The organism is Actinomadura formosensis NBRC 14204 (genome assembly GCF_001552155.1).
GTDB classification, from domain to species: Bacteria; Actinomycetota; Actinomycetes; order Streptosporangiales; family Streptosporangiaceae; genus Spirillospora; species Spirillospora formosensis.
This window is the reverse complement of record NZ_BCQQ01000003.1, coordinates 75,201-98,496: the sequence shown is the minus strand read 5'-3', so window position 1 is coordinate 98,496 and position 23,296 is coordinate 75,201. Positions and strand designations below refer to the sequence as shown.

Genomic DNA, 23,296 nt, shown 5'->3' with positions numbered 1-23,296 from the left:
TCGAGATCGCGCAGCGGGCCGCTCGGGTCGATGCCGAGCTCCTGCCGCAGCCGCGCCCGCAGCCTGCGGAAGACCGCCAGCGCGTCGGCCTGCCTGCCGCTCCGGTACAACGCGACCATCAGCTGGCCGTGCAGGTCCTCGTCGAACGGATGCCGTACGGTCAGCTCCTCCAGCTCCGGCACCAGCTCCGCGTGCCGCCCCAGCGCCAGCCGGCACTCCAGGGCGGCGTGCTCGGCGGCCCGGCGCATCCGCTCCAGCCGTTCGGCCTCCTGCCCGAACCACGGCAGCTCCGCCACGTCCGCCAGGGACCGCCCGCGCCACAGCGCCAGCGCCTGTTCCAGCGCCGACAGGCGCTCGGCGGGCGCCCCTGGGCCCCGGCCCCGTTCGATCAGCTCCTCGGCCAGCCGGAGATCGGTCGCCGGGACGTCCAGGACATAGCCCGGGGGCCGGGCGACGACGGCCTCCGCGGTCCCGAGGAGGCGACGCAGGTAGGAGACGTGGCTCTGCAGCGAGTTCACCGCCGTGGCGGGCGGCTCCCCGTCCCACACCGCGTCGATGAGCTGGTCGACTCCCACCACGTTCCCCGGCCGCAGCGCCAGCCGGGCCAGGACCGCCTTGCGCCGCAACCCGGGCACCGGCCGGATCTCGTCGGCCACCGCCACATCCACCGGCCCCAGCAGCCGCACAACGACCGACATGTCTTCCCCAGCAGCCGGCTACGGAACTGCTGAGAGGTTACCGCCTCATTGGTCCATCGAGAGTTCTGGATGTCGGCGCGGGCCCTTGCCGGTACCGGACACGAGCGCGGCTCGGACCACGCCGGCACGCCGGCAGTGGCGGGGCCGCGGCCGTCCCGGGTGCCCAGAAACGCTCGCCGGTGCGGCCGGGCGGGGCGATTCCCGTACCCGTGCCGACGAAGGCCGACAGTACTCCAGCCTCTATTCTCGGAAAGCCGCTGAAACGGTGCTGATATCGCGCTGAATCGGCCGGAATTGTCGTTGTCCGTCAGGCTACGCTAACGGGATGAACGGGTCGCCGATGGTGCAGCCCGCCGTTCACGGGGGCAACGGAATTCTGCTCGGCGGATGGAACATCGACGTGCTCGGGCCGCTCGATGTGCGCCGGGCCGGGCGGGCCGTCGAGCTGCCGCCGCGGCGCCGGAGCCTGCTCGCCCTGCTCGCGCTGCGGGTGGGCACGATGGTCACGGTCGACGGGCTGGTGGACGCCCTGTGGGGCGAAGACCCCCCGGCCACCGCGGTACGCACCCTGCACGCCCATATCGCCAAGCTGGCCGCACTGCTGCCGGGGGACGGGGATGACCGGCTCATCCAGCGGAAGGACCCGGGATATCTGCTGAACGCGGAAATGGTACGGGTCGATCGGGTCCGGTTCGAGGAGCTCATCACCGACGGATTGCGGCATGTCGCCGATGGCCGTTTCACCGAATCGACTCGAATGCTGTCAAGAGCGCTGGCGCTGTGGCGGGGGGAGGCCCTCGCCGACTGCCCGGTGCACGGATGGGCGTTCACCGAGGTGGACCACCTCCGCGAAACGCGGCTCCAGGCTTACGAAGGGTTGTTCGCCTCCAGACTGGCCCTGGGCGGCCTCCCGGAGGCCAGTGTCGGGGAGATCGAGCGCCTGGCGGCGCAGCACCCGTTCCGGGAACGCCTGTGGGAACTGCTGATCGTCGCGCTGCACCTCGGCGGACGGACGGGCGATGCGCTGAACACCTATCACCGGGTGCGCCGCGAACTGGCCGGCGAACTCGGCCTGGACCCGGGAGAAGGGCTGCGCCATGTCGAGGCGGGCGTCCTGCAAGGAGTGGCCGACCCGCGTGAGCTGCTGCGGCTGCCGGCCGGCAGGACCCCCGCCGGAACCGGGCCGCTGGCCGTTCCGCAGCAGGTCACCACGCTCATCGGGCGGGAGGCCGAGATCGCCGGGGTCCGGGAGTCGCTGCGCACCGCCCGGCTGGTGACCCTCACCGGTCTCGGCGGCATCGGCAAGACCAGCCTGGCGGTCGCGGCCTCGCGAGCCGCCGCCGCCGACTTCGCGGACATCGCGTTCGTCGACCTCGCCCCCTGCGGCGACGGGGCGGGCATCGCGGCGGCGATCGCCGAGGCGCTGGGCGCGCATCCCCGCGGCGACCGGCTCCTGGCCGAGATCGCCCGGCGGATCTCCTGCGACCGGATCCTCCTGGTCGTCGACAACTGCGAACACCTCGTCGAAGCCTGCGCGCCGATCGTCCGGGAGCTCCTCGGGCGCTGCCCGCACCTGCGCGTCCTCGCCACCAGCCAGGAGGCGCTGCGGGTGCCGGGGGAGGTGCTCAGACCGGTGCCGGAGCTGCGCGCCCCGCCGCCCGCCCTGGTGCGGTCGGGTGCGGACCTGGCCGGGTATGACGCGGCCGTCCTGTTCGCCGACCGGGCCGGGATCGGGAGGCCGGAGACGCTGCCGGCACGGGACGCCCGGGCCGTCGCCACCATCTGCGCCCGCTGCCACGGGCTGCCGCTGGCCATCGAACTGGCGGCCGCGCGAGCCCGGATGTTCACCCTGCCGGAGATGGCGCGGCGGCTCCGGGATCCGTTCTCGGTGCTGACCGAGGGCCCCCGCGGAACGCGGCCCCAGCATCGGGCGCTGCGGGCGACGGTCGAGTGGAGCTACCGGCTGCTCACCGCCGAGGAACGCCGGGCGCTGTGCCGGTTCAGCGTGTTCAACGGCGCCTTCACGCTGGAGGCGGCCGGGGCCGTGCACCCGGAGACGGCGCCGCTGGAGATGCTGGGCCGGCTGGTGGACAAGTCGCTGGTGAAGGTGGTGCGGACGGCCGCGGACACGCGCTATCGGCTTGTCGCCACCATCCGCGCCTTCGCGCTCGACCGGCTGCGGGCCCACCCGGACGAGCACGCCCGGACGCGACAGGGCCACGCGCGGCACCACCAGCGTCAGGCGGAGGAGATCGAACGGCGGTTGCGGGGCCCGCAACTGGGCTCCCAGGTGGTGCAGATCGCCGAATGCCACGAGGACGTCCGAGCCGCGCTCACCTGGCTGACCGAGAACGACCCGGACGGGGCGCTGCGACTGGCCTCCTCGCTGTGGCGCTACCACTACCTGCGCGGCGGCTACGCCGAGGGCCGGGCCTGGCTTGCGGCGGCGCTCGCGGCCCGCACCCCGGACGTGCCGTCCGGCGCACAGGCCAAGGCGCTGTGGGCGCTGGCCAAACTCGCCGCGCTCGAATGCGACTACCGGGAGGCCGACGATCACGCCCGGCGCGTCCTGGAGCTTTACACGCGGGACGGCGACGGCGCCGGAGTGGCACGGGCCCGGGAGCTGCTCGGCGCGATCGCCCGCGAGCTGGGGCACTACGACCGGGCGCTGGAGTACGCCCGCCAGTCGCTGGCCGCGGCCGAACGCGGCGGCGACCGGTGGGCGACGGGCCACGCGCTGCAACTGCTGGGGTTCGTGTCCTGGCTCTCCGGCGACGGGGACTCCGCCGTCCGGTACTCCGGGCAGGCCATGCACTGCTTCCGGCCGATCGGCGACGGTGAGCGGCTGGCCTGGTGCCGGATCGACCTCGGCGCGGCCGCCTACTACGCGGGCGACCTCGACACCGCAGCCCGCCACCTGCACCGGTCCCTGGTGGAGTCGTTCGGGATCCGGTTCCGGGAGGGCATCGCCTGGAGCGAGAACCTGCTCGCCCTGATCGACCTGCGCCAAGGCCGCAGACGGCAGGCGCTGCGCCGGCTGGTCACCAGCCTGGAACTGCATCACGAACTGGGCGACCGGTGGCGGCTGTCCAGCGTGCTGGACGCGCTCGCGGGCGTGTTCGCCGTGGACGACGCGCCGTTGGCGGCGGAACTGCTCGGAACGGCCGGCAGGCTCCGGGACGAGATGGGCGCGCTGGTCCCGGCCTGCGAACGCGCGCAGCTCGCGGCGATCCGGGCGCAGATCGTGGACCGCGTCGGCGCCGAGGTCTTCGAGCGGGCGTCCGCCCTGGGGTGGTGGCAGGACGTGACGGCCCTGGTCGAGCGGATCAGGCTCGGCTCAGCCGCCCGATGACCTCGTCCCCGAACCGGACGATCGTCTCCAGCATGCGGTCGTGGTCGACGGCACCGGCGCAGGCCACGAAGACCAGGTGGTCGATGCCGTAGTCGTCGATCAGCCCCGCCACCTGCTCGCCCACGCCGTCGGGAGTCCCCAGCAGCATCGCGCCGGTGGAGACGAGCTCGTCGAGGGTACGGGGAACGGCGGCCGTCCGATCGTCGAAGAGGCCGAACTCGGCGAGCCAGTCACCGATGTAGGGCATGGCCTGCCCGCCGGTGCGCAGCGCCTCCTCGTGGGTCGCGGCGACGGCGAGGAAACGGCAGAGCGCGATCCCGCCGCCCGGCTCCCAGCGGTTCAGGTAGATGTTGCGGCCGTGCCGGGTGGCCGCCCGCGCGTAGGACTCGGTCACCTCCCGGATCCGGCCCGGCTCGGTTTCCGCCGTCACCAGGTTGCTGCCCACGCGGGCGGCCCACTCGACGGTCCGCAGTCCTCCGGTCAGCACCGTGTAGAGCGGCGGGTGCGGGGACTGGAGGGGCTTCGGCACAGCCCCGATCCGGGTGAGCGCACCGTCCTCGCCGCTCGCGCCGAGCCGTTCGGAAACCGGGTGGCGCCAGGCCAGACCCGGCGGCGGAACCTGGATGAACGCGCCGTCATGGGCCCACAGCTCCTGCGTCCACGCCAGCCGCATGATCTCGAACCACTCCTCGAAGAGCGCGCGGCCGTCGGCGTGTGCCGCGAAGTGCTGCCCCAGTATCCCGGCCGACCGGGACCTGCGGGCGAAGCTCAGCCCCACGTCCAGCCGTCCCCCGGTGAGGTGGTCGGCGACCGCGATGTCCTCGGCCAGCCGCAGCGGATTCCAGGACGGCACCGCCAGCCCCAGCTGCCCCTGCCGCAGCCTCGACGTGTGCTGGGCCAGATAGACGTTCACCAGCAGGGGATTGGGCGTCACCTGGTAGCCCTCGACCTCGAAGTGCTGCTCGGCCAGCATGAGCGAGGTCCAGCCGGCCCGGTCGGCGGCGACCGCCTGCTCGCGCAACTCGGCGATCGCCGAACCGTACAACTGCGGCTCCAGCCCGAGCAGCCCGGTCCCGAGCCGATCCGCCGATCCGACCGTCACGGGGTACAGCAGCGAGAACTTCACCCGGCCACCATGCCGGGACCGGCTGAAAGCCCACTGAAACGCCTCTGGAACAGGCCGTGGACCCGGCCATGCCGGCGGCCGGCCGCGCACCCGCCGGCAAGGCCCGCGGCCCGGCGGTTGGAGCGTTGCGGGCGGGTTCTCGCCGACCGGGCGGAGCGGCAACCGTGCGGCAACAGGAACTCGGTATCAAGGAGCGATTTCGTCCATGACCGAAGACCCATTGAGGGAAACCATGAGTGATCCATACATCCAGGATCCGCAGCGCCCCCCGTACACCGGCGGTCCGGCACAGCCGTGGACTCCGCCGCAGCCGCCGCCCAAAAAGCGGAGCATGCGCGGGACGGTGATCGTGCTCGTCGTGCTGGTCCTCATCGTCGGATTCATCGGTGTCGCCGGCTACCTGGCCCGCAAGAGCGACCCGGACAACGCCGCCGTGGGCGACTGCGTCGCCCGCCAGAGCGACTCCAGCGTCAAGGTGGTCAAGTGCACGGACCCCGCCAGCGCCTACAAGGTCGTCGGCAAGGTGCCGGACAAGACGCAGGTCCAGTTCAGCATCAGTTCGAGGAGCATCTGCGACCCGTTCCCGACCGCCAAGAGCGCCTTCTGGAAGGGCGAGCAGGGCGGCAAGGGCTACGTGCTCTGCCTCGCCCCCGTCAAATAGCCCCGCCAGGTCGGCTGGCCGGCTCCGCGGGTGGGGGCGTCAGGTGTTCGAAGGGGAGGTGCGACGGCGCGGCCTGCGTTTGCGGGACGGTTGCGCGTCCTCGCGATGAGGGGGCGGGGCGGCGGGGTGCGGTCGCCCGGACGGCAGGGGGGCGGGGCGGTCCGGTGTGCGGGCGCCGGTGATGCGGGCCAGGTCGTGGTCGCCGGGCCGGACGCGGGTGGTGCGCGGGGTGATACCGGCCTTGGCCATCAGGTCGTTCATCTCGCGGCGCTGGTCGGGGAGGACGAGGCTGACCACGGTTCCCCGGCGCCCTGCGCGGGCGGTGCGTCCACCGCGGTGCAGGTAGTCCTTGTGATCGGCGGGCGGATCGACGTTGACGACGAGGTCGAGGTCGTCGATGTGGATGCCCCGGGCGGCGACGTTGGTGGCGACCAGCACGGTGACGTCCCCGGCGTGGAAGCCGTCCAGCGCGCGGTTGCGTTGCGACTGGCTCTTGCCGCCGTGCAGCGCGGCGGCGCGTACGCCGCGGGACGTGAGCTTGCGGACGAGACGGTCCGCGGCGTGCTTCTTGCCGACGAACATGATCACCCGGTCGTCGCGGGCGGCGATGTGCACGGTGATCTCGTGCTTGTCGGCGTCGGCGAGGTGGAGCAGGTGGTGTTCCATGGTGGTGACGGCGCCGGCGGGCGGGTCGACCGAGTGGGTGGCCGGGTCGCTGAGGAACCTGCGGACGAGCTGGTCGACGTTGCGGTCCAGGGTCGCGGAGAACAGCATCCGCTGCCCGTCGCGCGGTGTCTGCTCCAGAAGCCGGGTGACCTGGGGCAGGAATCCCATGTCGGTCATCTGATCGGCCTCGTCCAGCACGGTGGTCCGCACCCGGGTGAGCCGGCAGTCGCCGCGTTCGATCAGGTCGGCGAGGCGGCCGGGGGTGGCGATCAGGACGTCCGCGCCCCGTTTCAGGGCGTTCGCCTGGCGGGAGATCGGCATGCCGCCGACCACGGTGGTGAGCCGCAGGTCCACGGCGTCGGCGTACGGGGTGAGCGCGGCGCTGACCTGCTGGGCGAGTTCCCGGGTGGGGACCAGCACCAGGGCGAGGGGGCTGCGGGGTTCGGCGCGGTGGCCGGCGGTGCGGGCGAGCAGTGCCAGGCCGAAGGCGAGGGTCTTGCCCGAGCCGGTGCGGCCGCGGGCGAGGACGTCCCGGCCGGTGAGGGCGTTCGGCAGGGCCGCGGCCTGGATGGGGAACGGGGCCGTCACTCCCTGACGGGCCAGTTCCGTCAGGAGCGGCCTGGGCATCCGCAGGTGCGCGAACGACTCGACCGGGGGCAGCGGCGGGGTGGACGCCTCTGGGCGGGCGAAATCCGCGCCGGGGCGCTGCTCTTGCGCCGGCCGGCGCCGGCCGGAGCCGGGGCGGGGGCCGGGGGAGCGTCTGCGGGCGGTCTGCTGGGAGTTGCGGGGCATGGGAGCCTTCCTCGAAGCGGTGCGTGTCGTGGAAGTGCTCCGCCGCGCTGGTCGCGGACCCCGAGGGGTGCGGAGGGCTCTCAAGAACGAACCGGGTGGCGGCCGGCGGAGCTCGGGCCACGGGCCGGGGTGAGAAGAAACGGTGGTCGCGGGGGGCTGGGCGCCCGGAGCGACGGGCGGCCGGGCGACACGCGCGGCGGGCGGCGCCGAAGCGGTCGCCCGCCGCGCGGGTCGGTGATCAGGCGGGGACGATGTTCTCCGCCTGCAGGCCCTTCTGGCCCTGGGCGACGTCGAAGGACACCTTCTGGCCCTCCTGGAGCTCGCGGAAGCCCTGCGCCGCGATGTTGGTGTAGTGGGCGAAGACGTCGGGGCCGCCGCCGTCCTGCTCGATGAAGCCGAAACCCTTTTCGGCGTTGAACCACTTGACCGTACCGGTGGCCATGGTTGTCTCCTTCTTGGTGGGTCCCGCCGCACACCGTGTGCGTCGAGGACGCCGCGATGGCCCATCCGGAAGATCCAGAACAACAAAAATGCGCCTGAGGTCAGACCCAACAGGCGCATGAACATGTCTATGGGAACCGCAACTACTCGGACGGTACCACATGGCCGGGCGGACGGAACGGGATCGGGGCGGCGGCCGGCCGGGCGCGGTTGTGATTTTCCCGTCAGCTGCCGCGAAGGCTATCCGTAATGCTTTGCCGCGGCGCATACTGCGGTTATGAAATCCTCCGGATCCACCAGGCGGCACCTGCCCACGAGCCCTTTCCCGCCTCCGTCCGCTGCTCCGCCCACCAAGAAGTTCGCGCCCCAGGACCTGGTCACTCACGACAAGTACGGGCTGGGGCGCGTGGTGGAGGCGGAGTCCGGAGGCTCCGTCCTGGTCGATTTCGGGACGGGGAAGGTCAGGATTCCCGCCCCGTACATGAAACTTTTCAAACTCTGAAACCCGCGCCGGGCCTGCAACGGCGGTGGGAACCAGGGCTTGGACGTCCCCCCGCAGTTCACCCGCCGTGATTCCCGCTCGGTCGTGTCACATTTGCGTGGGCCGCGGCGGGCGGTGAGCGATGATCAGTGTGGCCGCGCGGTCCGGCCGCGGCCGATCGGGTACCGGGGCCGGTGGTTCGTGCCTCGGTGTCACAGGCGGTGACCGTGGCGATCCCGGTGCGGGGATCGGCCCCGGTGATCGGCACGGATGCTGGACGGACTCCTTCACCCCGCGGGCTTCGCGGCCTGGACGGGGCGGTCCGAGACGGATTGGCGTGAAGGCCGCGTATCGCGGACGGTTCGTCCAGGAGGCGGGCGGCTCCGCTACGATGCGTTCAGGCGCGATTGCGCGAGATGCGGAACCCGGCACGATGGCACCGTGCATGAGAATGATCTTTTCAATCTGGATGGCCGGCGGTTCGCGATGGTCAGCTCGACCGCGAGCCGTGTGGACCCTGCCGCGCCCACACGATTCGCCTACACCGAGTCCGGCGGCGTGGTGTGGGGCAGTTACGAAGGCGACACCGTGGTCCACGGCCGGTTCGTGGGGGCCCGGCGCGGGGCCGAGGTCCGGCTGAACTATGTGCATCTGACCAAGCAGAGCGCGGAGCCGGTCGCCGGGTCCAGCACGAACCGGATCGAGCTGCTGCGGGACGGCCGGATCAGGCTGGTGGAGGAGTTCCGGTTCGACGGGGACGATACGCCCCAGGTCAGCATCTGCGAGGAGATCGTCAGGGGAGGTCTTTGAGCTTGGCCCGCCCCGCGTCCGCGCGGATGAAGCGCATCCGTCCCAGGGCGACCGGGCCGGGGCCGGGCTCCGTCTCGACCTTCGCCGGGACGCAGTCGGACGGCAGCACGAACGGCCGGCGGATCACCTCGTCGAGGATGAGCACCGTCTCGGTCGCCTTCACGGCCGGGATGCCGGCCAGGCGTTCGGAGACCAGGCGATGCACGGCGGCGACGTCGACGGCCCGGACCTGGATCATCGCGTCGTGCTGGCCGGTGGTGATCGCGCAGTACTCGACCTCGGGCATCAGCGAGAGCTGGGCGCGGAACTGCGGCCACATCTGCTGCCGGACGGTGACGAAGATCAGCGCGCAGATGCCGAGGCCGGTGCGGACGGGGTCGATCTGCACGGTGAACCGGCTGATCACGCCGCCGGTGCGGAGTGCCTCAAGGCGCGTGTAGGCGTTGGCCCGGGAGATCCCGACCTGCTGGGCGAGGGCCGCGATGGAGATCCGGCCGTCCTGGCGCAGCACCTCCAGCATCTTGAGGTCGATCAAGTCCGGCCCGGTGCGGATCTGTCCAGGCTCGGTCCCCCTATGAGGTGGTCCGTGCGACGGTCTGACCATAGATCCGTGTCCTTCTTTCGCTTTGTCTTGACTTTTGCTTGCTTCATAGACGGTCAGTCGGAAGTCTCGCACCATGGGACCTCCTCGTCCAGAAGCAAAGAATTGACCTGACGGAGCCCCGGAGGCCGCTGATGCCGATCACGAGTGGAACCACACGGCGGGCGGCGTTGTCCGTCCTCGTGGCCGCAGCGCTCAGCCTGACCGCCTGCTCGGGCGGGGACGGAACGTCCTCGTCCGGGGGCGGCAAGGCCCTGGTCATCGACACCTCGTTCAACCTCAAGACCGTGGACCCGGGACGGATGTACGAGCAGACCGGCCTGCTCATCGACCGGGCCCTCTACGACACGCTGCTCGGCTTCAAAGGCTCCGACGTGAGCAAGCCGGTGCCGGCGCTGGCGGAATCGTACGAACTGTCCAAGGACGGCAAGAAGCTCACCCTCAAGCTCCGCCAGGACGCGGTCTTCTCCGACGGCAGCCCCGTCACCGCCGACGACGTGGTGTTCTCGCTCGACCGGGTCCGCGCTCTCAAGGGCAACCCGTCGTTCCTGCTCGAAGGCGTGAAGGTCGAGAAGACCGACGACAAGACCATCACCCTGGTGTCGGACAAGCCCAACCCGTCGCTGCCGTTCATCCTGCCGAACCCGGCGCTCGGCATCCTCAACTCCAAGGTCGTCAAGGCCAACGGCGGTGCCGCGGGCCCCGCCGACAAGGCGGAGAAGTACCTGAACGGCCAGTCGGCCGGATCCGGGCCGTACATGCTGGAGTCCTTCAACGTCGCCACGCAGGTCGTGCTGAAGGCCAACCCCAAGTACTGGGGTGCCACCAAACCGGTCTACAAGCGGGTCGTGCTGCGCAACGTCCAGTCGCAGACCCAGAAGCTGAACGTGCAGCGCGGGGACAGCCAGATCGCGGTGGACCTGACGGCCGACCAGGCCCAGGGCATCGGCGGCGACAAGCAGATCGTCAAGGGCGCGTCCGCCAACGTGTTCTTCCTGCTGACCAACCGGAACCCGTCCGTCAGCAAGATCACGTCCAATCCCCGGTTCGCCGAGGCCGTCCGCAAGGGCGTGGACTACGCGGGGCTGCTGGAACTCGCCGGCGAGGGCTCCGTGCAGGCGGCCGGCATCGTGCCGTCCATGATCAACGGGTCGCTTCCCGCGGCGCAGGCGCCCAAGCGCGACGTCGCCGGCGCCAAGGCGGCGCTCGCCGCCGGCGGGATCACCAACCCCAGGGTCAAGCTGGAATTCCCGAGCGACTTCACGCTCAACGGCCTGTCGTTCCAGCCGCTGGCCGAGCGCATCCAGGCCAACCTGAAGGAGGTCGGCATCACCGTCGACCTCGCCCCCGCGCCGATCGCGACCGCGCTGGAGAGCTACCGCGACGGCAAGGAGGAGATGGGCCTGTGGTGGTGGGGCCCGGACTACCCGGACGCCAGCAACTACCTCGCCTTCCTGCCCGGCGGCCTGGTCGGCGAGCGCGCGGGCTGGAAGAAGGGCGCCGACAAGGCGCTGGAGGACGCCGGCGCCAAGGCCGCGGCCACCAGCGGCGATGACAGGTTCACCCAGTACCACCAGATCCAGGAGCAGCTCAACGCGCGCGGCCCGATCGTGCCGCTGATGCAGCCGAGCCTGCGCCTGGTCACCGCCGGATCGCTGACCGGCCTGGCGGTCAACCCGGTGTGGAACTTCGAGATCGCGGCGCTCGGCAGCAAATGAAGTCCCATCCCCCGTCGGACGCGCGGACGCTCAAGGGCCGCCGGCCACCCGGCGCCCGGTGGTGGTCACGGCATCCGCTGATGCGGTTCCTGACCCGGCGGCTGGCGGTCTCCGTACTGCTGGCCGTCGGGGTCACCCTCGTCACCTTCATCCTCACCAACATGGTGCCCGGCGACCCGGCCACCGCGAACCTCGGCCAGCAGGCGCTCGGCAACCCGGCGATCGTCCAGCAGTTCCGGAAGGAGCACGGCCTCGACAAGCCGTTGCCCGTGCAGTACGCGACCTACATGGGCGACCTCGTCCGCGGGGACCTCGGCGAGTCGCAGCAGAGTCACCGGCCGGTCGCCGACGACCTGCGGGAGTTCGTCCCCGCGACGTTCGAGCTGGCCGGCACGGCGCTGCTGGTGTCGCTGCTGGTCGGCGTCGCGTTCGGAGTGATCGCGGCGTTGCGCCGGGACCGGCTCGTGGACCAGTTCCTGCGGGTGACCAGCCTGGCCGGCGTCTCGGTGCCGACGTTCTGGCTGGCGCTGCTGGCCTTCTACCTCTTCTTCTACAAATTCGAGCTGGCGCCGGGCTCCGGCAGGCTCTCCCCGGCCCTGGCGCCTCCGCCGCACACCACCGGCCTGTACACGGTGGACGCGGCGATCGCCGGCCAGTGGGACGTCTTCGCCAGCGCCGTCGGCCACCTCATGCTGCCCGCGCTGGTGCTCGCCGCGTACACGATCGGCCTGCTCACCAGGTTCACGCGGTCGGCCGTGCTGGAGGTGCTCGGCCAGGACTACGTGCGGGCCGCCAGGGCCAAGGGGCTGCCCGGCCGTACCGTCCTCCTCCGGTACACGCTGCGCGCCGCGCTGGTGCCGGTGATCACGGTGGCGGGGCTGGCCTTCGGCAGCCTGCTGTCCGGCACCGTGCTCGTCGAGGCGATCTACGCCTGGCCCGGCATCGGCGAGTACGCGTACAAGAGCGCGACCAACCTCGACCTGCCCGCGGTGATGGGCGTCGGTCTCGTGGTGGGCGTGATCTACGTGGTGGTCAATCTCGTGGTGGACATGCTGTACGGCGTCATCGACCCGAGAGTGAGGCACACGTGAGCCGCAGGTTGCCGGAGGCATGGCGCAAGCCGCTCGCCGTCGCCGGCCTGGTCATCGCGGCGGGATGGCTGGTCGTGGTGCTCGCCGCGCCGCTGCTCGCGCCGCACGACCCGCTGAGCCAGGCATTCCCGCGGCTCCAGGCGCCGAGCGGAGCGCACTGGTTCGGCACCGACGAACTCGGCCGCGATGTCCTCAGCCGGGTGCTGTACGGCGCACGCCTGTCCATCCCGCTCACCCTGCTGCTGGTCGTGATGTCCGTCGTCATCGGCGGGCTGCTGGGGGCCTGCGCCGGCTACTTCGGCCGCTGGCTGGACGAGACGATCATGCGGGTGGCGGACCTGGTGTTCGCGTTCCCCACCATCATCCTCGCGATGGTCGTGGCCGCCTCGCTCGGCGCCAGCCTGCGCAACGCGGTGCTCGCCGTCCTCGTCGTGTCCTGGCCCGCGTACGCCCGGGTCACCCGCGGCCTGGTGCTCGGCGTCCGGTCCCGCGAATTCGTGATCAGCGGGCGGCTGCTCGGGTTCTCCTCGTGGCGCTCGCTGCGCACCGACGTGCTGCCGAACGTGACCGGCCCGGTCCTGGTCCTGGCCACCCTCGACATCGGCACCCAGCTCCTGCTGCTGTCGGGACTGTCGTTCCTGGGGCTCGGCGCCAAGCCGCCGACCGCCGAATGGGGCACGATGGTGGCGTCGGCCACGCACGTGTTCGACAAATGGTGGGTCGGGGTGTTCCCCGGCCTGGCCATCCTGACGGTGGTGCTGGCCTTCAACTTCCTCGGTGACACGATGCGCGACGCGCTCGACCCGCGGACCGCACGGGCGATCAAGGAGCGGGCGCTGTGACCGTGCTGAACATCGAGCGGCTCACCGTCGAGCTGGGGAGCCGGCAGATCATCCAGGGGATCGACCTCGTGCTGGAACCGGGCCGGATCCACGGGCTGGCGGGCGAGAGCGGCTCCGGGAAGACCATGACCGGGCTGGGCGTCATGGGACTGCTTCCGCACGGCGCGCGTACCGGCGGGCGGATCCGGTACGACGGGACCGACCTGCTGACCCTCCCGCCCAAGAAGATGAACGCGCTGCGCGGCAGCGAGATCGGCATGGTCTTCCAGGACCAGTCGACGAGCCTGCACCCCATGCTCCCGATCGGCCGCCAGCTCACCGACCACATGCGGCACCATCTGGAGCTGGACAAGGCCGAGGCGCGCCGCCGCGCGGTCGAACTGCTGGCCAGGGTGCGCATCCCGGACGCCGGCGGCGCGCTCCGGCGGTACCCCCACCAGTTCTCCGGCGGCATGCGGCAGCGCATCGCGATCGCGATCGCGCTGGCCTGCGACCCGAAGGTCCTGATCGCCGACGAGCCGACCACCGCGCTCGACGTGACCGTCCAGGCCGGCATACTGCGCCTGCTGCGCGGCCTGTGCGACGAGCTCGGGCTCGCCGTCCTGCTGGTCACCCACGACCTCGGCGTCATGTCCGCGGTGGCCGACACGATCAGCGTGATGCGGGCGGGCCTGCTGGTCGAGACCGGCGCACGCGCCCAGGTCATGCGCGAGCCCGCCGACCAGTACACCCGGATGCTGCTGGACGCGCTGCCGGAGCGGAGCACTTCATGAAACTGCTGGACGGCGCCGAGCCGGCGCCCGCCACATCGCTGCTGGCCGTCGAGAACCTGGTGGTCGACCATCACAGCCCGGACCGGCCCCCGGTACGGGCGGTGGCGGGTGTCGACCTGTCCGTCGCGCCCGGAGAGGTCGTCGGCCTGGTGGGCGAGTCGGGCTGCGGAAAGTCCACGCTGGCCCGCGCCATCTGCGGGATCATCCGCCCGTCCGGCGGTTCCATCGGGTTCGAGGGCCGCCCGGTGCCGCCGCTCGGCCTGCGCCGCCGCGATCCCGCGCTGACCCGGATCCAGATGGTGTTCCAGGACCCGTTCGCGTCGCTGAACCCGCGCCGCCGGGTCGGCAGCCAGATCGCCGACGGCCGGCGCGGCGGCCCGACCCCGGGTGAGCTGCTGGAGCGGGTCGGGCTGTCGGCCGACATGGCCACCCGCTACCCGCACGAGTTCTCCGGCGGGCAGCGGCAGCGCATCGCCATCGCCCGCGCGCTGGCCGCCCAGCCCTCCCTGCTGATCGGCGACGAGCCGATCTCCGCGCTGGACGCCTCCGCCCAGGCGCAGGTCGCGGGGCTGATGCGGTCGCTGACCGTGGAGTCGGGGGCGGGGCTGCTGTTCATCAGCCACGACCTGTCGGTCGTCCGGATGATCGCGGACCGGATCGCGGTCATGTACCTGGGCAAGATCGTCGAGATCGGCCGTACCGCTGAGGTCTGGGCCGACCCGCGACACCCCTACACCCGGGCCCTGCTCGCCGCCATCCCCGCGCCGGACGGGGCGGGTACGCTGCCCGCCGAGTTGCCCGGCGACGTGCCGGACCCGGTGTCGCCGCCGTCCGGCTGCCGGTTCCACCCGCGCTGTCCCCACGCCATGGAGATCTGCTCGACGCGGGAACCGGTGCGGGAACGCGGGGTGGCCTGCTGGCTCCACGATCCGGCGCCGAAATGAGCGACGACCGCATGGAGCGGGTGCGGGCCCGCATGATCGAGCACGGGGTGGACGTCCTCGTCCTGCGCCCTTCCTCGAACCTGCGGTACCTGGCCGGCTCGGTGCGGCACGGCTTCCTCGTCATCACGCCGGACGGCCCGCCCGCACACGTTCCCGACGCCTCGTCCCTCATCCCGGTGGGCGCGCGGGTCGCCATCGACCCCCAGATGCCCGCGCATGAACTGCTGTCCATCCAGGAGCGGCTCGGCCCGCAGACCCTGTTCGCCTCGGCCGAGCCGCTCCTCGCACCGCTGCGGATGCGCAAGTCCGACGCGGAGATCGCGGCCATGGAACGCGCGGCCCTCGCCGCCGACCGGGCCGTGGCGATGGCCGCTGAACTGCGCTGGTCCGGCGCCACCGAACGGGAGATGGCGCGGCTGCTGCGGCGGCTGCTGCTGGAGACCGGCCATGAGGAGGTCACGCTCGTCACCGTCGCGGCGGGGGAGCACTCCGCCGCCCCCTATCACCGGCCCACCGAACGGGTGATCAACCCGGGCGACGCGGTCCTGATCAACATCGGCGGGCGGCACGAGGACTACTGCTCCGACATCACCCGGATGTTCGTCGTGGCCGAGCCGCCCGAGGACTTCGAGGCCATGTACTCCGTCGTGCTCGCCGTCCAGAGCGCCGCCTGCGAGGCGGTGCGCCCCGGTGTCACCGCCGCCGAGATCGACAAGGTCTGCCGTGACGCCATCGCGGCCAGCGGGTACGGGAGGTTCTTCGTCCACCGGACGGGCCACGGGGTCGGCCTCGACCAGTTCGAACCGCCCTACCTGACATCGGAGGACCAGACGGTCTTCGAACCCGGCATGACCGTGTCCGTCCAGCCCGCCATCTACCTTCCGGGACTGTACGGTGCGCGGATCGAGGACGTCGTCGTCTGCACCGACATCGGAGCCCGCCGCCTGAACCAGAGCCCCCGCCTGCTCATCGTCACCGACCGCTGAACGAGCGTCCAGGGGTCCTCCACGGCCTCCACCCGGGATTCCGGGCCGGCGGCCGGGGGGCGGGTTCGGCCGTCCGCTCCCGCCTGCCCGTGCCCAGCCGGAGCACTCGCGATGGATGAAGAGAACCAAGCAATGTGATCTACGAAACTCTGTAGTGCTCGAAGTAGATTTTCGGGAGAGCAGCGGGTACTGTTCCTGTCATCGAAGAGAGACAAGTCCATGAGAAGCGGCAGTGGACGAACTGCCGGCAGGTACGGATGACACCGGCCGGACGTGCCGGGGCCAGCGCAGTGCAAGGGGCTCCGGCAGTCGGCCGGCCCGGCGGCAGGCGAGTCGCCGGGAGCGGAACAACGCACGAAAACGCAGTACGCAAGGAAACACGCAGTACCGGTAGTGATGTCGAGGAAAGGAGGGTTCGACGCCATCGGGATCGCCCGCTGCAGGCTCCAGCCACGCGCGGGTACCGCAGTTCCACGGATTGGACGGTGGTCTACGGTCACGCATCCGCGATCCCCGCGTTCCCGCTCCCGTCTGGGGGGCGCACGCGGAAGACCGGCTCTTCAGGGCCGGTAGGTGGTGTTGCACCTCTGGGCCCCGGCGCCGCAGTCTGGCGCCGGGGCCCCTGTTGTCGTCGCTGCCGACCGAGGCAGTACGGAAGGTTCAGTGAAGGCATCCCAGCCGGCCCGGGCCGGCGACCCGCTAGACCAGCACCATGCGCAGGACGACTCCGGCGAGCTTGAAGACAAGTTCGACGACGAGGACTACCCGGCCTACAGCATGGGCCGCGCCGCGGAGATGCTGGGCGTCACCCCGGCGTTCCTGCGCAGCCTGGACACCACTCGGCTGATCGTCCCGCAACGCTCGGCCGGCGGGCACCGCCGCTACTCCCGCTACCAGCTGCGGCTGGCACAGCGCGCCCGCGACCTGGTCAACCAGGGCACCGCGCTGGACGCGGCCTGCCGCATCATCATCCTGGAAGACCAGCTCGCCGAAGCCCAGCGCATCAACGCCCGGTTACAGCGGGACCGAAAGTCGCAAGATCCGTCCCAGGACCGGGCGTAGCAGCTCCACCTCCTCCGGGAAGGCAGGTGCCGCGTCACCTGCCGGCAGAGCGGAACGCGATCCGGTCGCCTTCCAGCGGCCGGCCGTGACGCAGGCCGAGCAGTACGTCCCCGCCCCTGCCGGCCGGGTCGCCGCCGCCCCCGCTCGCTCCGAGAGCGATCGCAAGGCGGTCGCGGCCATTCGCCTGCCTTCCCACGCGTCCAGCGTCGGCTGTATCGACACCGCCCTGCGCGATTGCCGGCTGCACGAACTGACCACATCTGTGCCCCTGCGCCCCCTTGCCCCTGGCTCGACGGCCGGCAGGTTCCCACCCTGTCCAAGCTCCGGCGGCTGTCCCGGCGGGAGCTGCTGGATCCATCCCGCGTGCGCCGTGCCGGTGGGGAAGGGGATGCAACCCGCCCGCTGCCCCTGAGTAAGAGGCAGCGGGCGGGCTGCGCGATGTCGTTCGTCGGCGCGGATCGCCGGCGTCCGGTCACTGCCCGGTGCACCGACGTCTGGGGTGGGCCGACTGCTGTCGCTTCGTGTGCCGCAGGTGTGGCGGGTCGCGGGTCTGGTGTCAGTGCCAGCTGGTTCCGGCGGGCACCCGGAGGGTGGTGTTGATGCGGTTGAGGAAGTTGGTGATCGCCACCCTCAGCACCGGGGCTCCCAGTTGCCGTTCGTCGTGGTGCCTTGCGGCCTCGGCCCAGATCTCGTCGGTGACCGCGCCGGGCCGGTCGCAGAGCCGGGTCGCGGCCTCGGTGAGCGCGAGCGCGGCCCGCTCGGCGTCGTCGAAGAGCGGGTTCTCGTACCAGGCGGCCAGGGTGAGCAGCTTCTCGGGGTCGGCGCCGGCCCTGGCCGCGCTCTTGGCGCCGGCGTCGACGCAGGCGCTGCAGCCGTTGATCTGGCTCGCGCGCAGATGCACCGGCTCCAGTGTCTGACGCGGTACGCCGCCGGCGTACACCTCCTTGAAGAGGTGCTGGACGCCTTTGGTGATGTCGGGTTGGCTTGCGGTGTTCTGGATGCGTGCCGTCATCTCTCCTCCGGGGAGCGGGCCGGTGGACCGGTGGACGGCACTACGACGTCCGGCCGCGGCGGGAGGTAACGCCGGGCCGGGGGTTACCTGACCGGCGTGCGATGCGTCCTGATGGTGACACCGCCGCACGTCCGGGAGGTCATCGACGCGTTCTTGGCGGCGGTCGGCAGGGGCGACATCGCCGGACTGCTGGCCGTGCTCGCCCCCGAGGTCGAGTTGCGGACGCAGGGCCCCTGGGGGACCGTCGTCATCCGCGGCGCGGGCGAGGTCGCGGCCCAGGCGACGACGTTCGCACGCTCCGACGGGCGGGCGCATCCGGCGCTCGTGGACGGCGTCCCGGGTGCGCTCATCACCGTCGGCGGACGGCCGGTCACGGTCCTGGCCTTCACGGTCGCCGGCGGCGCCGTCACCGCGATCCGCGGGCTGACCGCCCCGGCCCGGCTGGACCAGATCGTCCCGTCGTGGGTCACGTGACAGCCGCAGTGGCCGACAACCCGGTTCGGCGCCGGACACGGTGCCGGAGGCTGTGACCCGGGCCCGCCGAGGGCGATGTGGGTGCCGCCCACCGTGCCGCGCAGCCGCCGGTATTCGTCTTAACGACGTCACGCAGGAACGTGCCCACCTGGAACGCGAGGTGAAGGCCGCTCCGCGCGGCTCGGGCATCTCCCGGGACGAGATTGCCGACCTGCTCCAGCGGAGCGGAGACCTGGCGCAGCCGGCCAGCAATGCCGAGCCCGAAGACAAAGCCGACCTCTACCAGCAGCTGGGCCTGACGATTCGCAATATGGTGCGGCACGTGGACCTGGCCGCGCGGCAGCCCCGACGCGGGGCTCGACTATCGGCTCGCATGCAGCTTCCTGGTGAGCAGGACCGGTGCGGTCAGTCGCGAGCCGGTCGCGGGGGCGTTGGCCGGGGGTGAGGAGGGAAGAAGGATCGTGTGGGAGTGGTCGGCCGCGTGGACGCCTATCAGAGGCGGCATCGTTGGGCGGGGCTGCCGCTGGCGGTGGTGTACAAGTTCGTGGACGACCAGGGCGCGTACCTCACGGCGTTGATCACCTATTACGGGTTCGTGTCGCTGTTTCCGTTGCTGCTGCTGTTGGTCACCGGTCTGGGGTTCGCGTTGCAGGGCAGTCCGGGGTTGCAGCAGCGTGTGCTGGATTCGGCGCTAGCCCAGTTCCCGGTCATCGGGGACCAGATCGGTGCGAACATCCATTCCTTCCACGGCAGCATCCTGGCTCTGGTGACGGGCGTGGCGGGCAGTCTGTACGGCGGTTTGGGCGTCGTGCAGGCCGTCCAGAACGCCTTGAACAAGATCTGGGGCGTGCCGCGCAACTCCCGGCCGAACCCGATCGCCGCCAGGGTGCGCAGCCTGGCGTTGCTGGCGGTCGGCGGCGGGGTGATCCTGGCGACCACCTTGCTGTCGGCGGTGACCGCGTCCGGCGGCGTCTTCGGTGCCGGTGTGCGGGCGGGGGCCATCGTGGTGGCCGTCGCCATCAACGTCGTGCTGTTCACGGTGGCGTTCCGGGTGCTGACCGCGAGGCCGCTCACCGTCGCGCAGGTCCGGACGGGCGCGATCGTCTCGGCGCTGGTCTGGCAGGCCCTGCAGTGGGCCGGCGCGTTCCTGCTCGGCCACATGCTCAAGGGCGCGACCGCCACCTACGGGATGTTCGGCCTGGTGCTCGGCCTGCTGACGTGGATCTACCTGGGCGCGATCACCTTCGTGGCCGGTGCGGAGATCAACGTCGTCCGCGAGCGGCGGCTGTGGCCCCGCAGCCTCCTGACGCCCTTCACCGACAATGTCGAGTTGACCGCCGGGGACCGGCGCGCCTACTCCTCCTACGCCGAGACCGAACGCCACAAAGGGTTCGAGAACGTCGACGTCGACTTCGACCCGCCCGCAGGCGACGACCCCCCGGACTGACGCCGGGACCGGTTCCGTGCGGGCGGTCAGCGAAGCGGCCGTTCGCGCCTGGTCGAGCGCACGGCGAGGAAAGCCAGATCGGCGATGGGAACGATGATCAGCAGGTAGAACAGACCGTGGATGAGATGCCGAGGATGCCCGGCACCAGCGCGGTGATCACCACGAGGACGAAGACCATCATGTGCCTTCACTCCTTCGGCCGGGGTCCGAGCGCTCAGCGGCGGGCGAGTTGGCGCTCGCCGCCGGCGCCGGGTTCGTAGGGCAGGCCGTAGTGCCGGAAGACGGCTTCCTCGTCCTCGGCGGGCAGGACGTCGTCGGTGCCGATCGCGGGGCTGTGCTTGACCAGCGACCTGTCGTGGGCGACCCGCACGTAGCCGGGCCCGACGGTCGCACCTTCCAGGGGGACGAAGGCCAGGCGGTGCCGGGTGGGCAGGCCGATCCGCACGGTGGCCATGGCGGGTTCGTCGGTGCTGGTGTCGACGTAGACCGATTCCAGCGTGCCGATCTTGTGTCCGGCTGAGTCGAGGATGGCGTGGGCGCGCCATTCCCTGATGTCGGCCATCTGGATCATCGGGACTCCCTCCATTCTCCGGTGGGATCAGTTTCCCCAGTCTTCGTCATCCAATTCGTCCCAGGTCGGCTGATCCCTGGTCCGTGTGCCCGGCTGGCGGGGTGATCTGCCGGGAGTGCCGGCGCGGCGAGGCGGCGGTGGGGACGGTGTGGCGGCGGGTTCGTCCAGGCGGGGTTTGAGTTGCCGGTAGCGTTCTTCGGCTTCCTCGACGCTGAGGTCGAGGACGGCGGCGATCTGTTCGAAGCCCATGCCCGAGGCTTGCGCGGTGTTGAGCAGGCGGGCCTCGGTCTGGTCCAGGCCCAGGCGGACCGCGCTCAGTACCAGCAGTGCCGCGGCGACCTCGACCGGCTCGGGGTGGTCGCCGGTTCCGTGCTGGGCTCGGTCGCCGGCGGTGATGACCGCGTTGATGGCGTCGCGGTCGGGCATCGGCCGTTCCTTGGACTGCCAGAGGAATCCGTCCACGCCGGTCGCGTGGCGGGGGGTCAGGTAGGCCCGCGCCTGCTGGACGGTCTGGGGTGTGGGCGCGGGCAGGCCAACTGACACGACCACCGGCGAGCAGGAAACGGCGTCCGCGCTTGAGGGCTGCCGTTCGTGGTCGGCTCGGTCCGGGGCGCCGGTAGGGGGGCGGCATTTCGAGGTTCGGATCGCGGGGACCCGGTCTGGGGTGGTCATGGGGCTCACTTCCGGTTCACCGACCCTGCCAATGTCCTCGTTCACAACGGGTGGGCTGCGGTCCAGGGCCGCCCGGCTCGGGTGAGGAGTGGACGGCCCTGGACCAGCCGGCGCAGTCCCCAGCAGTGACTGGCCACTTCTCATTTGAGCCGGACGGCCTGATGACGGAAACAGGCAATGCGTGCACACGCCATCACTCGCGCCGATGACCGTCACTCGGAGGGCAATGGATCCTGGTCCCGCACTCCTGCGCACCTCCCGGGGGAATCATTTTCAAAAATTGCGAATATTGGCGATTTGTCGGGTAGAATCAAGTTATCCGGAAATAACGACACTCTTGTTCTGAGGGTTGTTTCGTTACACCGGCTCGCCCCCGGAGAGGGGGAGCCATGGCGACCTCGTACGAGTGGACGCCCAGGTGCGGGCTTCCAGCCCGGCCCCGGCTCGCCCGGTCGACACAAGACCCGGCCCGCGCCGCAGGCGGTGACCCTGATCCTGGGCACCGCCCGCCTCACCCAACTGCGCCCGCTGACCCGCAAGCGCCTCCGATGAGAAACCGACTTGCCGCATCAATCGAAATTCAAAAGAAGGTGCCGGTCATGTGGACCACCACCGAACGCCGCACAACGACCAGCCTGTCACCGCCCTCGACTCCACGGCTGCGGTTGCGCCCCGCGGCTTCTCCCGGCTCGGCGCGGACGGCGCTCGACGGCGCCTGGTGGCCCCGCTCGGCCGACCCGGTCGCGGAGCTGCCGGGCCTGATCCTGGCCCTGCAGGACCACGGGCCCATCGACGACCACCGGCCCATCACCCACGTCCTGCTCCGGGTGGGCGACTGGGACAGCCGTCCGCGGCGGCTGCGGATCGACGGCCCGGCCGACACCCGGGTGGTGCGGCTGAGCTGGTTCGACTCCCTTCCCACAGGGCTGCTCACGGCGATCCACGCCGACGGCCGACGCGTCGACCTGCTCACCGTCCCGGTCTCCACGACCCGCGCCGAAGCCGAGGCGGTGATGGAACTGGCATCCCACCCCGCCAACCACCTGCACACCCCCGGCCTGCTGGCCGCCCTCACCGCAGCACCTGGCCGGACGGACCGGGCCGGCGCCCAGAACGACTCAGAGGACGCCTGGGAATCTGAGGGCGGACGACTTCGCGGAGACCTCACGACGCGTTGATCCGACCCGTTGCCCGGCCGGCCGTCATGCGGCCGTCCGGGCACGGAGCTTCCGGCCCCATCTGCGATCGGAGATCGCCATGACCACCCGGCCGTGCTGATCGGCGCCTGGCGCCGCGCCGCCGGACTCGGCATCACCCTGCGCCTGGCCGCCCGCAGCCCGCCGGTCGCCGCGCTGCTCCGCGTCACGGGGCTCGACCGCGCGCTCATCGTCCAACCCCCTCGGCAAGTCCGCGCCGAGCTCGCCGCATGACCGCATGCGCGCCGGGCACAAGAGGGGCCATGTGACCAAACCGCGCTCGGTTCCGCGACGCCGGCCCTACGGCGCGCGTCCCGGTCCGGGCTCGTTTCTGATCGGAGAGCACCGTGGCCGCTCCCGCCGAGAACGACGCCGATGCCGCCGCGTATCCCGGTCTGCGCACCGGCCGGTGGCGGTTGCCCGCCGGACAGGTCCGCCGGGCGGTTCACGATGCTCTGCGAACGTGGGGGCTGGGGCCGGCCGCAGGCGACCTCAGTGACCAGTTGACGGCACTCGTCCAGGACCTTCTCACCCGTGCCGCCGCGCGCGGCCCGGTCGATCTGCGGCTGGAACTACGCGCATCCGCCCGCCTGCTGCTGGGTGAGATCCGCGACGCCGCACCCGCCCCGTCCGGGGCCGCCGGCCGGCCGTCCGACCACGCGGACGGCCACGGCATCATTGCCCTGACGTATGGACGCCGGCCCTCCCGCAAGCGCGTCCGGTACATCCACTCCTTCGCCTGGTGGCAACAGGACGCCATCGCCGACCAGTAATCACCGTCACCGGACACGAAGCCCTGCGCGACCGGCCCGGTGGCCGTCCTCACGCCGTGGTTCCTCGCTCTCAGGCCCCGTCAGGAAACGACGACGGCGACCATGAA

The 23,296-nt window shown here is 71.4% G+C and carries 24 protein-coding genes; 16 read left to right on the top strand and 8 right to left on the bottom strand.

Annotated elements, in window-relative coordinates; translation table 11 throughout:
- Positions 1-698: AfsR/SARP family transcriptional regulator (locus AF1_RS01460; protein WP_067792683.1), on the bottom strand; the 698-nt coding region annotated here is incomplete at its 3' end.
- A 325-nt stretch (positions 699-1,023) separates the two neighbouring features.
- Here AF1_RS01460 and AF1_RS01455 point away from each other — a divergent pair.
- A complete protein-coding gene (locus tag AF1_RS01455) occupies positions 1,024-4,050 on the top strand; it encodes an ATP-binding protein (RefSeq protein ID WP_084262322.1) in 3,027 nt (1,008 codons plus the stop codon).
- Here the strand turns inward: AF1_RS01455 and AF1_RS01450 are convergent.
- The gene (locus AF1_RS01450) at positions 4,025-5,176 is read right to left on the bottom strand and encodes an LLM class flavin-dependent oxidoreductase (protein WP_067792677.1); all 1,152 of its coding nucleotides are present in this window, start codon (positions 5,174-5,176) and stop codon (positions 4,025-4,027) included. The genes AF1_RS01455 and AF1_RS01450 overlap by 26 nt on opposite strands.
- Before the next feature lie 232 nt (positions 5,177-5,408).
- On the opposite strand from AF1_RS01450, the gene AF1_RS01445 reads away from it, so the two are divergent.
- Positions 5,409-5,837, top strand: coding sequence for an LppU/SCO3897 family protein (locus AF1_RS01445; protein WP_131732409.1), 429 nt, complete (start codon positions 5,409-5,411; stop codon positions 5,835-5,837).
- A 39-nt stretch (positions 5,838-5,876) separates the two neighbouring features.
- On the opposite strand, the gene AF1_RS01440 is transcribed toward AF1_RS01445, so the two are convergent.
- The gene (locus AF1_RS01440; RefSeq protein WP_067792673.1) at positions 5,877-7,295 is read right to left on the bottom strand and encodes a DEAD/DEAH box helicase; all 1,419 of its coding nucleotides are present in this window, start codon (positions 7,293-7,295) and stop codon (positions 5,877-5,879) included.
- Positions 7,296-7,533: 238 nt separating this feature from the next.
- Positions 7,534-7,737, bottom strand: a complete 204-nt coding sequence (locus tag AF1_RS01435) for a cold-shock protein (protein WP_067792671.1) — start codon at positions 7,735-7,737, stop codon at positions 7,534-7,536.
- Between the two features lie 276 nt (positions 7,738-8,013).
- Between AF1_RS01435 and AF1_RS32890 the strand changes: the two genes are divergently transcribed.
- Positions 8,014-8,238 carry a hypothetical protein gene (locus tag AF1_RS32890; protein WP_084262320.1) on the top strand — a complete coding sequence of 75 codons (225 nt, stop codon included), beginning with the start codon at positions 8,014-8,016 and terminating at the stop codon, positions 8,236-8,238.
- A gap of 420 nt (positions 8,239-8,658) precedes the next feature.
- The gene (locus tag AF1_RS01430) at positions 8,659-9,027 is read left to right on the top strand and encodes a hypothetical protein (RefSeq protein WP_242608634.1); all 369 of its coding nucleotides are present in this window, start codon (positions 8,659-8,661) and stop codon (positions 9,025-9,027) included.
- Here the strand turns inward: AF1_RS01430 and AF1_RS01425 are convergent.
- On the bottom strand, positions 9,011-9,562 hold the full coding sequence (locus tag AF1_RS01425) for an Lrp/AsnC family transcriptional regulator (protein ID WP_242608633.1): 552 nt from the start codon (positions 9,560-9,562) through the stop codon (positions 9,011-9,013). The two genes, AF1_RS01430 and AF1_RS01425, sit on opposite strands and share 17 nt — an antisense overlap.
- 200 nt (positions 9,563-9,762) lie before the next feature.
- On the opposite strand from AF1_RS01425, the gene AF1_RS01420 reads away from it, so the two are divergent.
- The 7 genes from AF1_RS01420 (at position 9,763) to AF1_RS01390 (ending at position 17,044) form a co-directional block, all read left to right on the top strand.
- Positions 9,763-11,346, top strand: coding sequence for an ABC transporter substrate-binding protein (locus AF1_RS01420; RefSeq protein WP_067792663.1), 1,584 nt, complete (start codon positions 9,763-9,765; stop codon positions 11,344-11,346).
- A complete protein-coding gene (locus AF1_RS01415; RefSeq protein ID WP_084262319.1) occupies positions 11,343-12,437 on the top strand; it encodes an ABC transporter permease in 1,095 nt (364 codons plus the stop codon). The genes AF1_RS01420 and AF1_RS01415 overlap by 4 nt, the downstream gene beginning before the upstream one ends.
- Positions 12,434-13,279, top strand: a complete 846-nt coding sequence (locus AF1_RS01410; protein ID WP_067792660.1) for an ABC transporter permease — start codon at positions 12,434-12,436, stop codon at positions 13,277-13,279. Before AF1_RS01415 ends, AF1_RS01410 begins: the two co-directional genes overlap by 4 nt.
- Entirely contained in the window at positions 13,276-14,052 is a 777-nt protein-coding gene (locus AF1_RS01405) for an ABC transporter ATP-binding protein (protein ID WP_067792657.1), read from the top strand. Before AF1_RS01410 ends, AF1_RS01405 begins: the two co-directional genes overlap by 4 nt.
- Positions 14,049-14,996: an oligopeptide/dipeptide ABC transporter ATP-binding protein gene (locus AF1_RS01400; protein WP_067792654.1), complete on the top strand. Its 948-nt coding sequence runs from the start codon at positions 14,049-14,051 to the stop codon at positions 14,994-14,996. Before AF1_RS01405 ends, AF1_RS01400 begins: the two co-directional genes overlap by 4 nt.
- Entirely contained in the window at positions 14,993-15,982 is a 990-nt protein-coding gene (locus AF1_RS01395; RefSeq protein WP_084262318.1) for a M24 family metallopeptidase, read from the top strand. Before AF1_RS01400 ends, AF1_RS01395 begins: the two co-directional genes overlap by 4 nt.
- A 777-nt stretch (positions 15,983-16,759) precedes the next feature.
- Entirely contained in the window at positions 16,760-17,044 is a 285-nt protein-coding gene (locus AF1_RS01390) for a MerR family transcriptional regulator (RefSeq protein ID WP_084262327.1), read from the top strand.
- 556 nt (positions 17,045-17,600) lie between these two features.
- Here the strand turns inward: AF1_RS01390 and AF1_RS01385 are convergent.
- The gene (locus AF1_RS01385; RefSeq protein ID WP_067792645.1) at positions 17,601-18,056 is read right to left on the bottom strand and encodes a carboxymuconolactone decarboxylase family protein; all 456 of its coding nucleotides are present in this window, start codon (positions 18,054-18,056) and stop codon (positions 17,601-17,603) included.
- Positions 18,057-18,167: 111 nt separating this feature from the next.
- Here AF1_RS01385 and AF1_RS01380 point away from each other — a divergent pair, with 111 nt between their 5' ends.
- The gene (locus AF1_RS01380) at positions 18,168-18,530 is read left to right on the top strand and encodes a sigma-70 family RNA polymerase sigma factor family protein (protein WP_131732408.1); all 363 of its coding nucleotides are present in this window, start codon (positions 18,168-18,170) and stop codon (positions 18,528-18,530) included.
- 481 nt (positions 18,531-19,011) lie between these two features.
- Positions 19,012-19,977, top strand: coding sequence for a YihY/virulence factor BrkB family protein (locus AF1_RS01370; RefSeq protein WP_207393958.1), 966 nt, complete (start codon positions 19,012-19,014; stop codon positions 19,975-19,977).
- Between the two features lie 214 nt (positions 19,978-20,191).
- On the opposite strand, the gene AF1_RS01365 is transcribed toward AF1_RS01370, so the two are convergent.
- Positions 20,192-20,548, bottom strand: a complete 357-nt coding sequence (locus AF1_RS01365; protein WP_067792633.1) for a PRC-barrel domain-containing protein — start codon at positions 20,546-20,548, stop codon at positions 20,192-20,194.
- Positions 20,549-20,575: 27 nt separating this feature from the next.
- Complete coding sequence (locus tag AF1_RS01360) at positions 20,576-21,097, bottom strand: hypothetical protein (protein WP_067792632.1); 522 nt, start codon at positions 21,095-21,097, stop codon at positions 20,576-20,578.
- 722 nt (positions 21,098-21,819) lie between these two features.
- Here AF1_RS01360 and AF1_RS01355 point away from each other — a divergent pair.
- From AF1_RS01355 to AF1_RS01350, 3 genes are all read left to right on the top strand, one after another.
- Positions 21,820-22,398, top strand: coding sequence for a DUF5994 family protein (locus AF1_RS01355; protein WP_067792630.1), 579 nt, complete (start codon positions 21,820-21,822; stop codon positions 22,396-22,398).
- Positions 22,399-22,491: 93 nt separating this feature from the next.
- A complete protein-coding gene (locus tag AF1_RS34010; protein ID WP_157419125.1) occupies positions 22,492-22,650 on the top strand; it encodes an STAS domain-containing protein in 159 nt (52 codons plus the stop codon).
- Positions 22,651-22,763: 113 nt separating this feature from the next.
- Positions 22,764-23,189, top strand: coding sequence for a hypothetical protein (locus AF1_RS01350; RefSeq protein ID WP_067792625.1), 426 nt, complete (start codon positions 22,764-22,766; stop codon positions 23,187-23,189).
- Positions 23,190-23,296 lie beyond the last annotated feature (107 nt).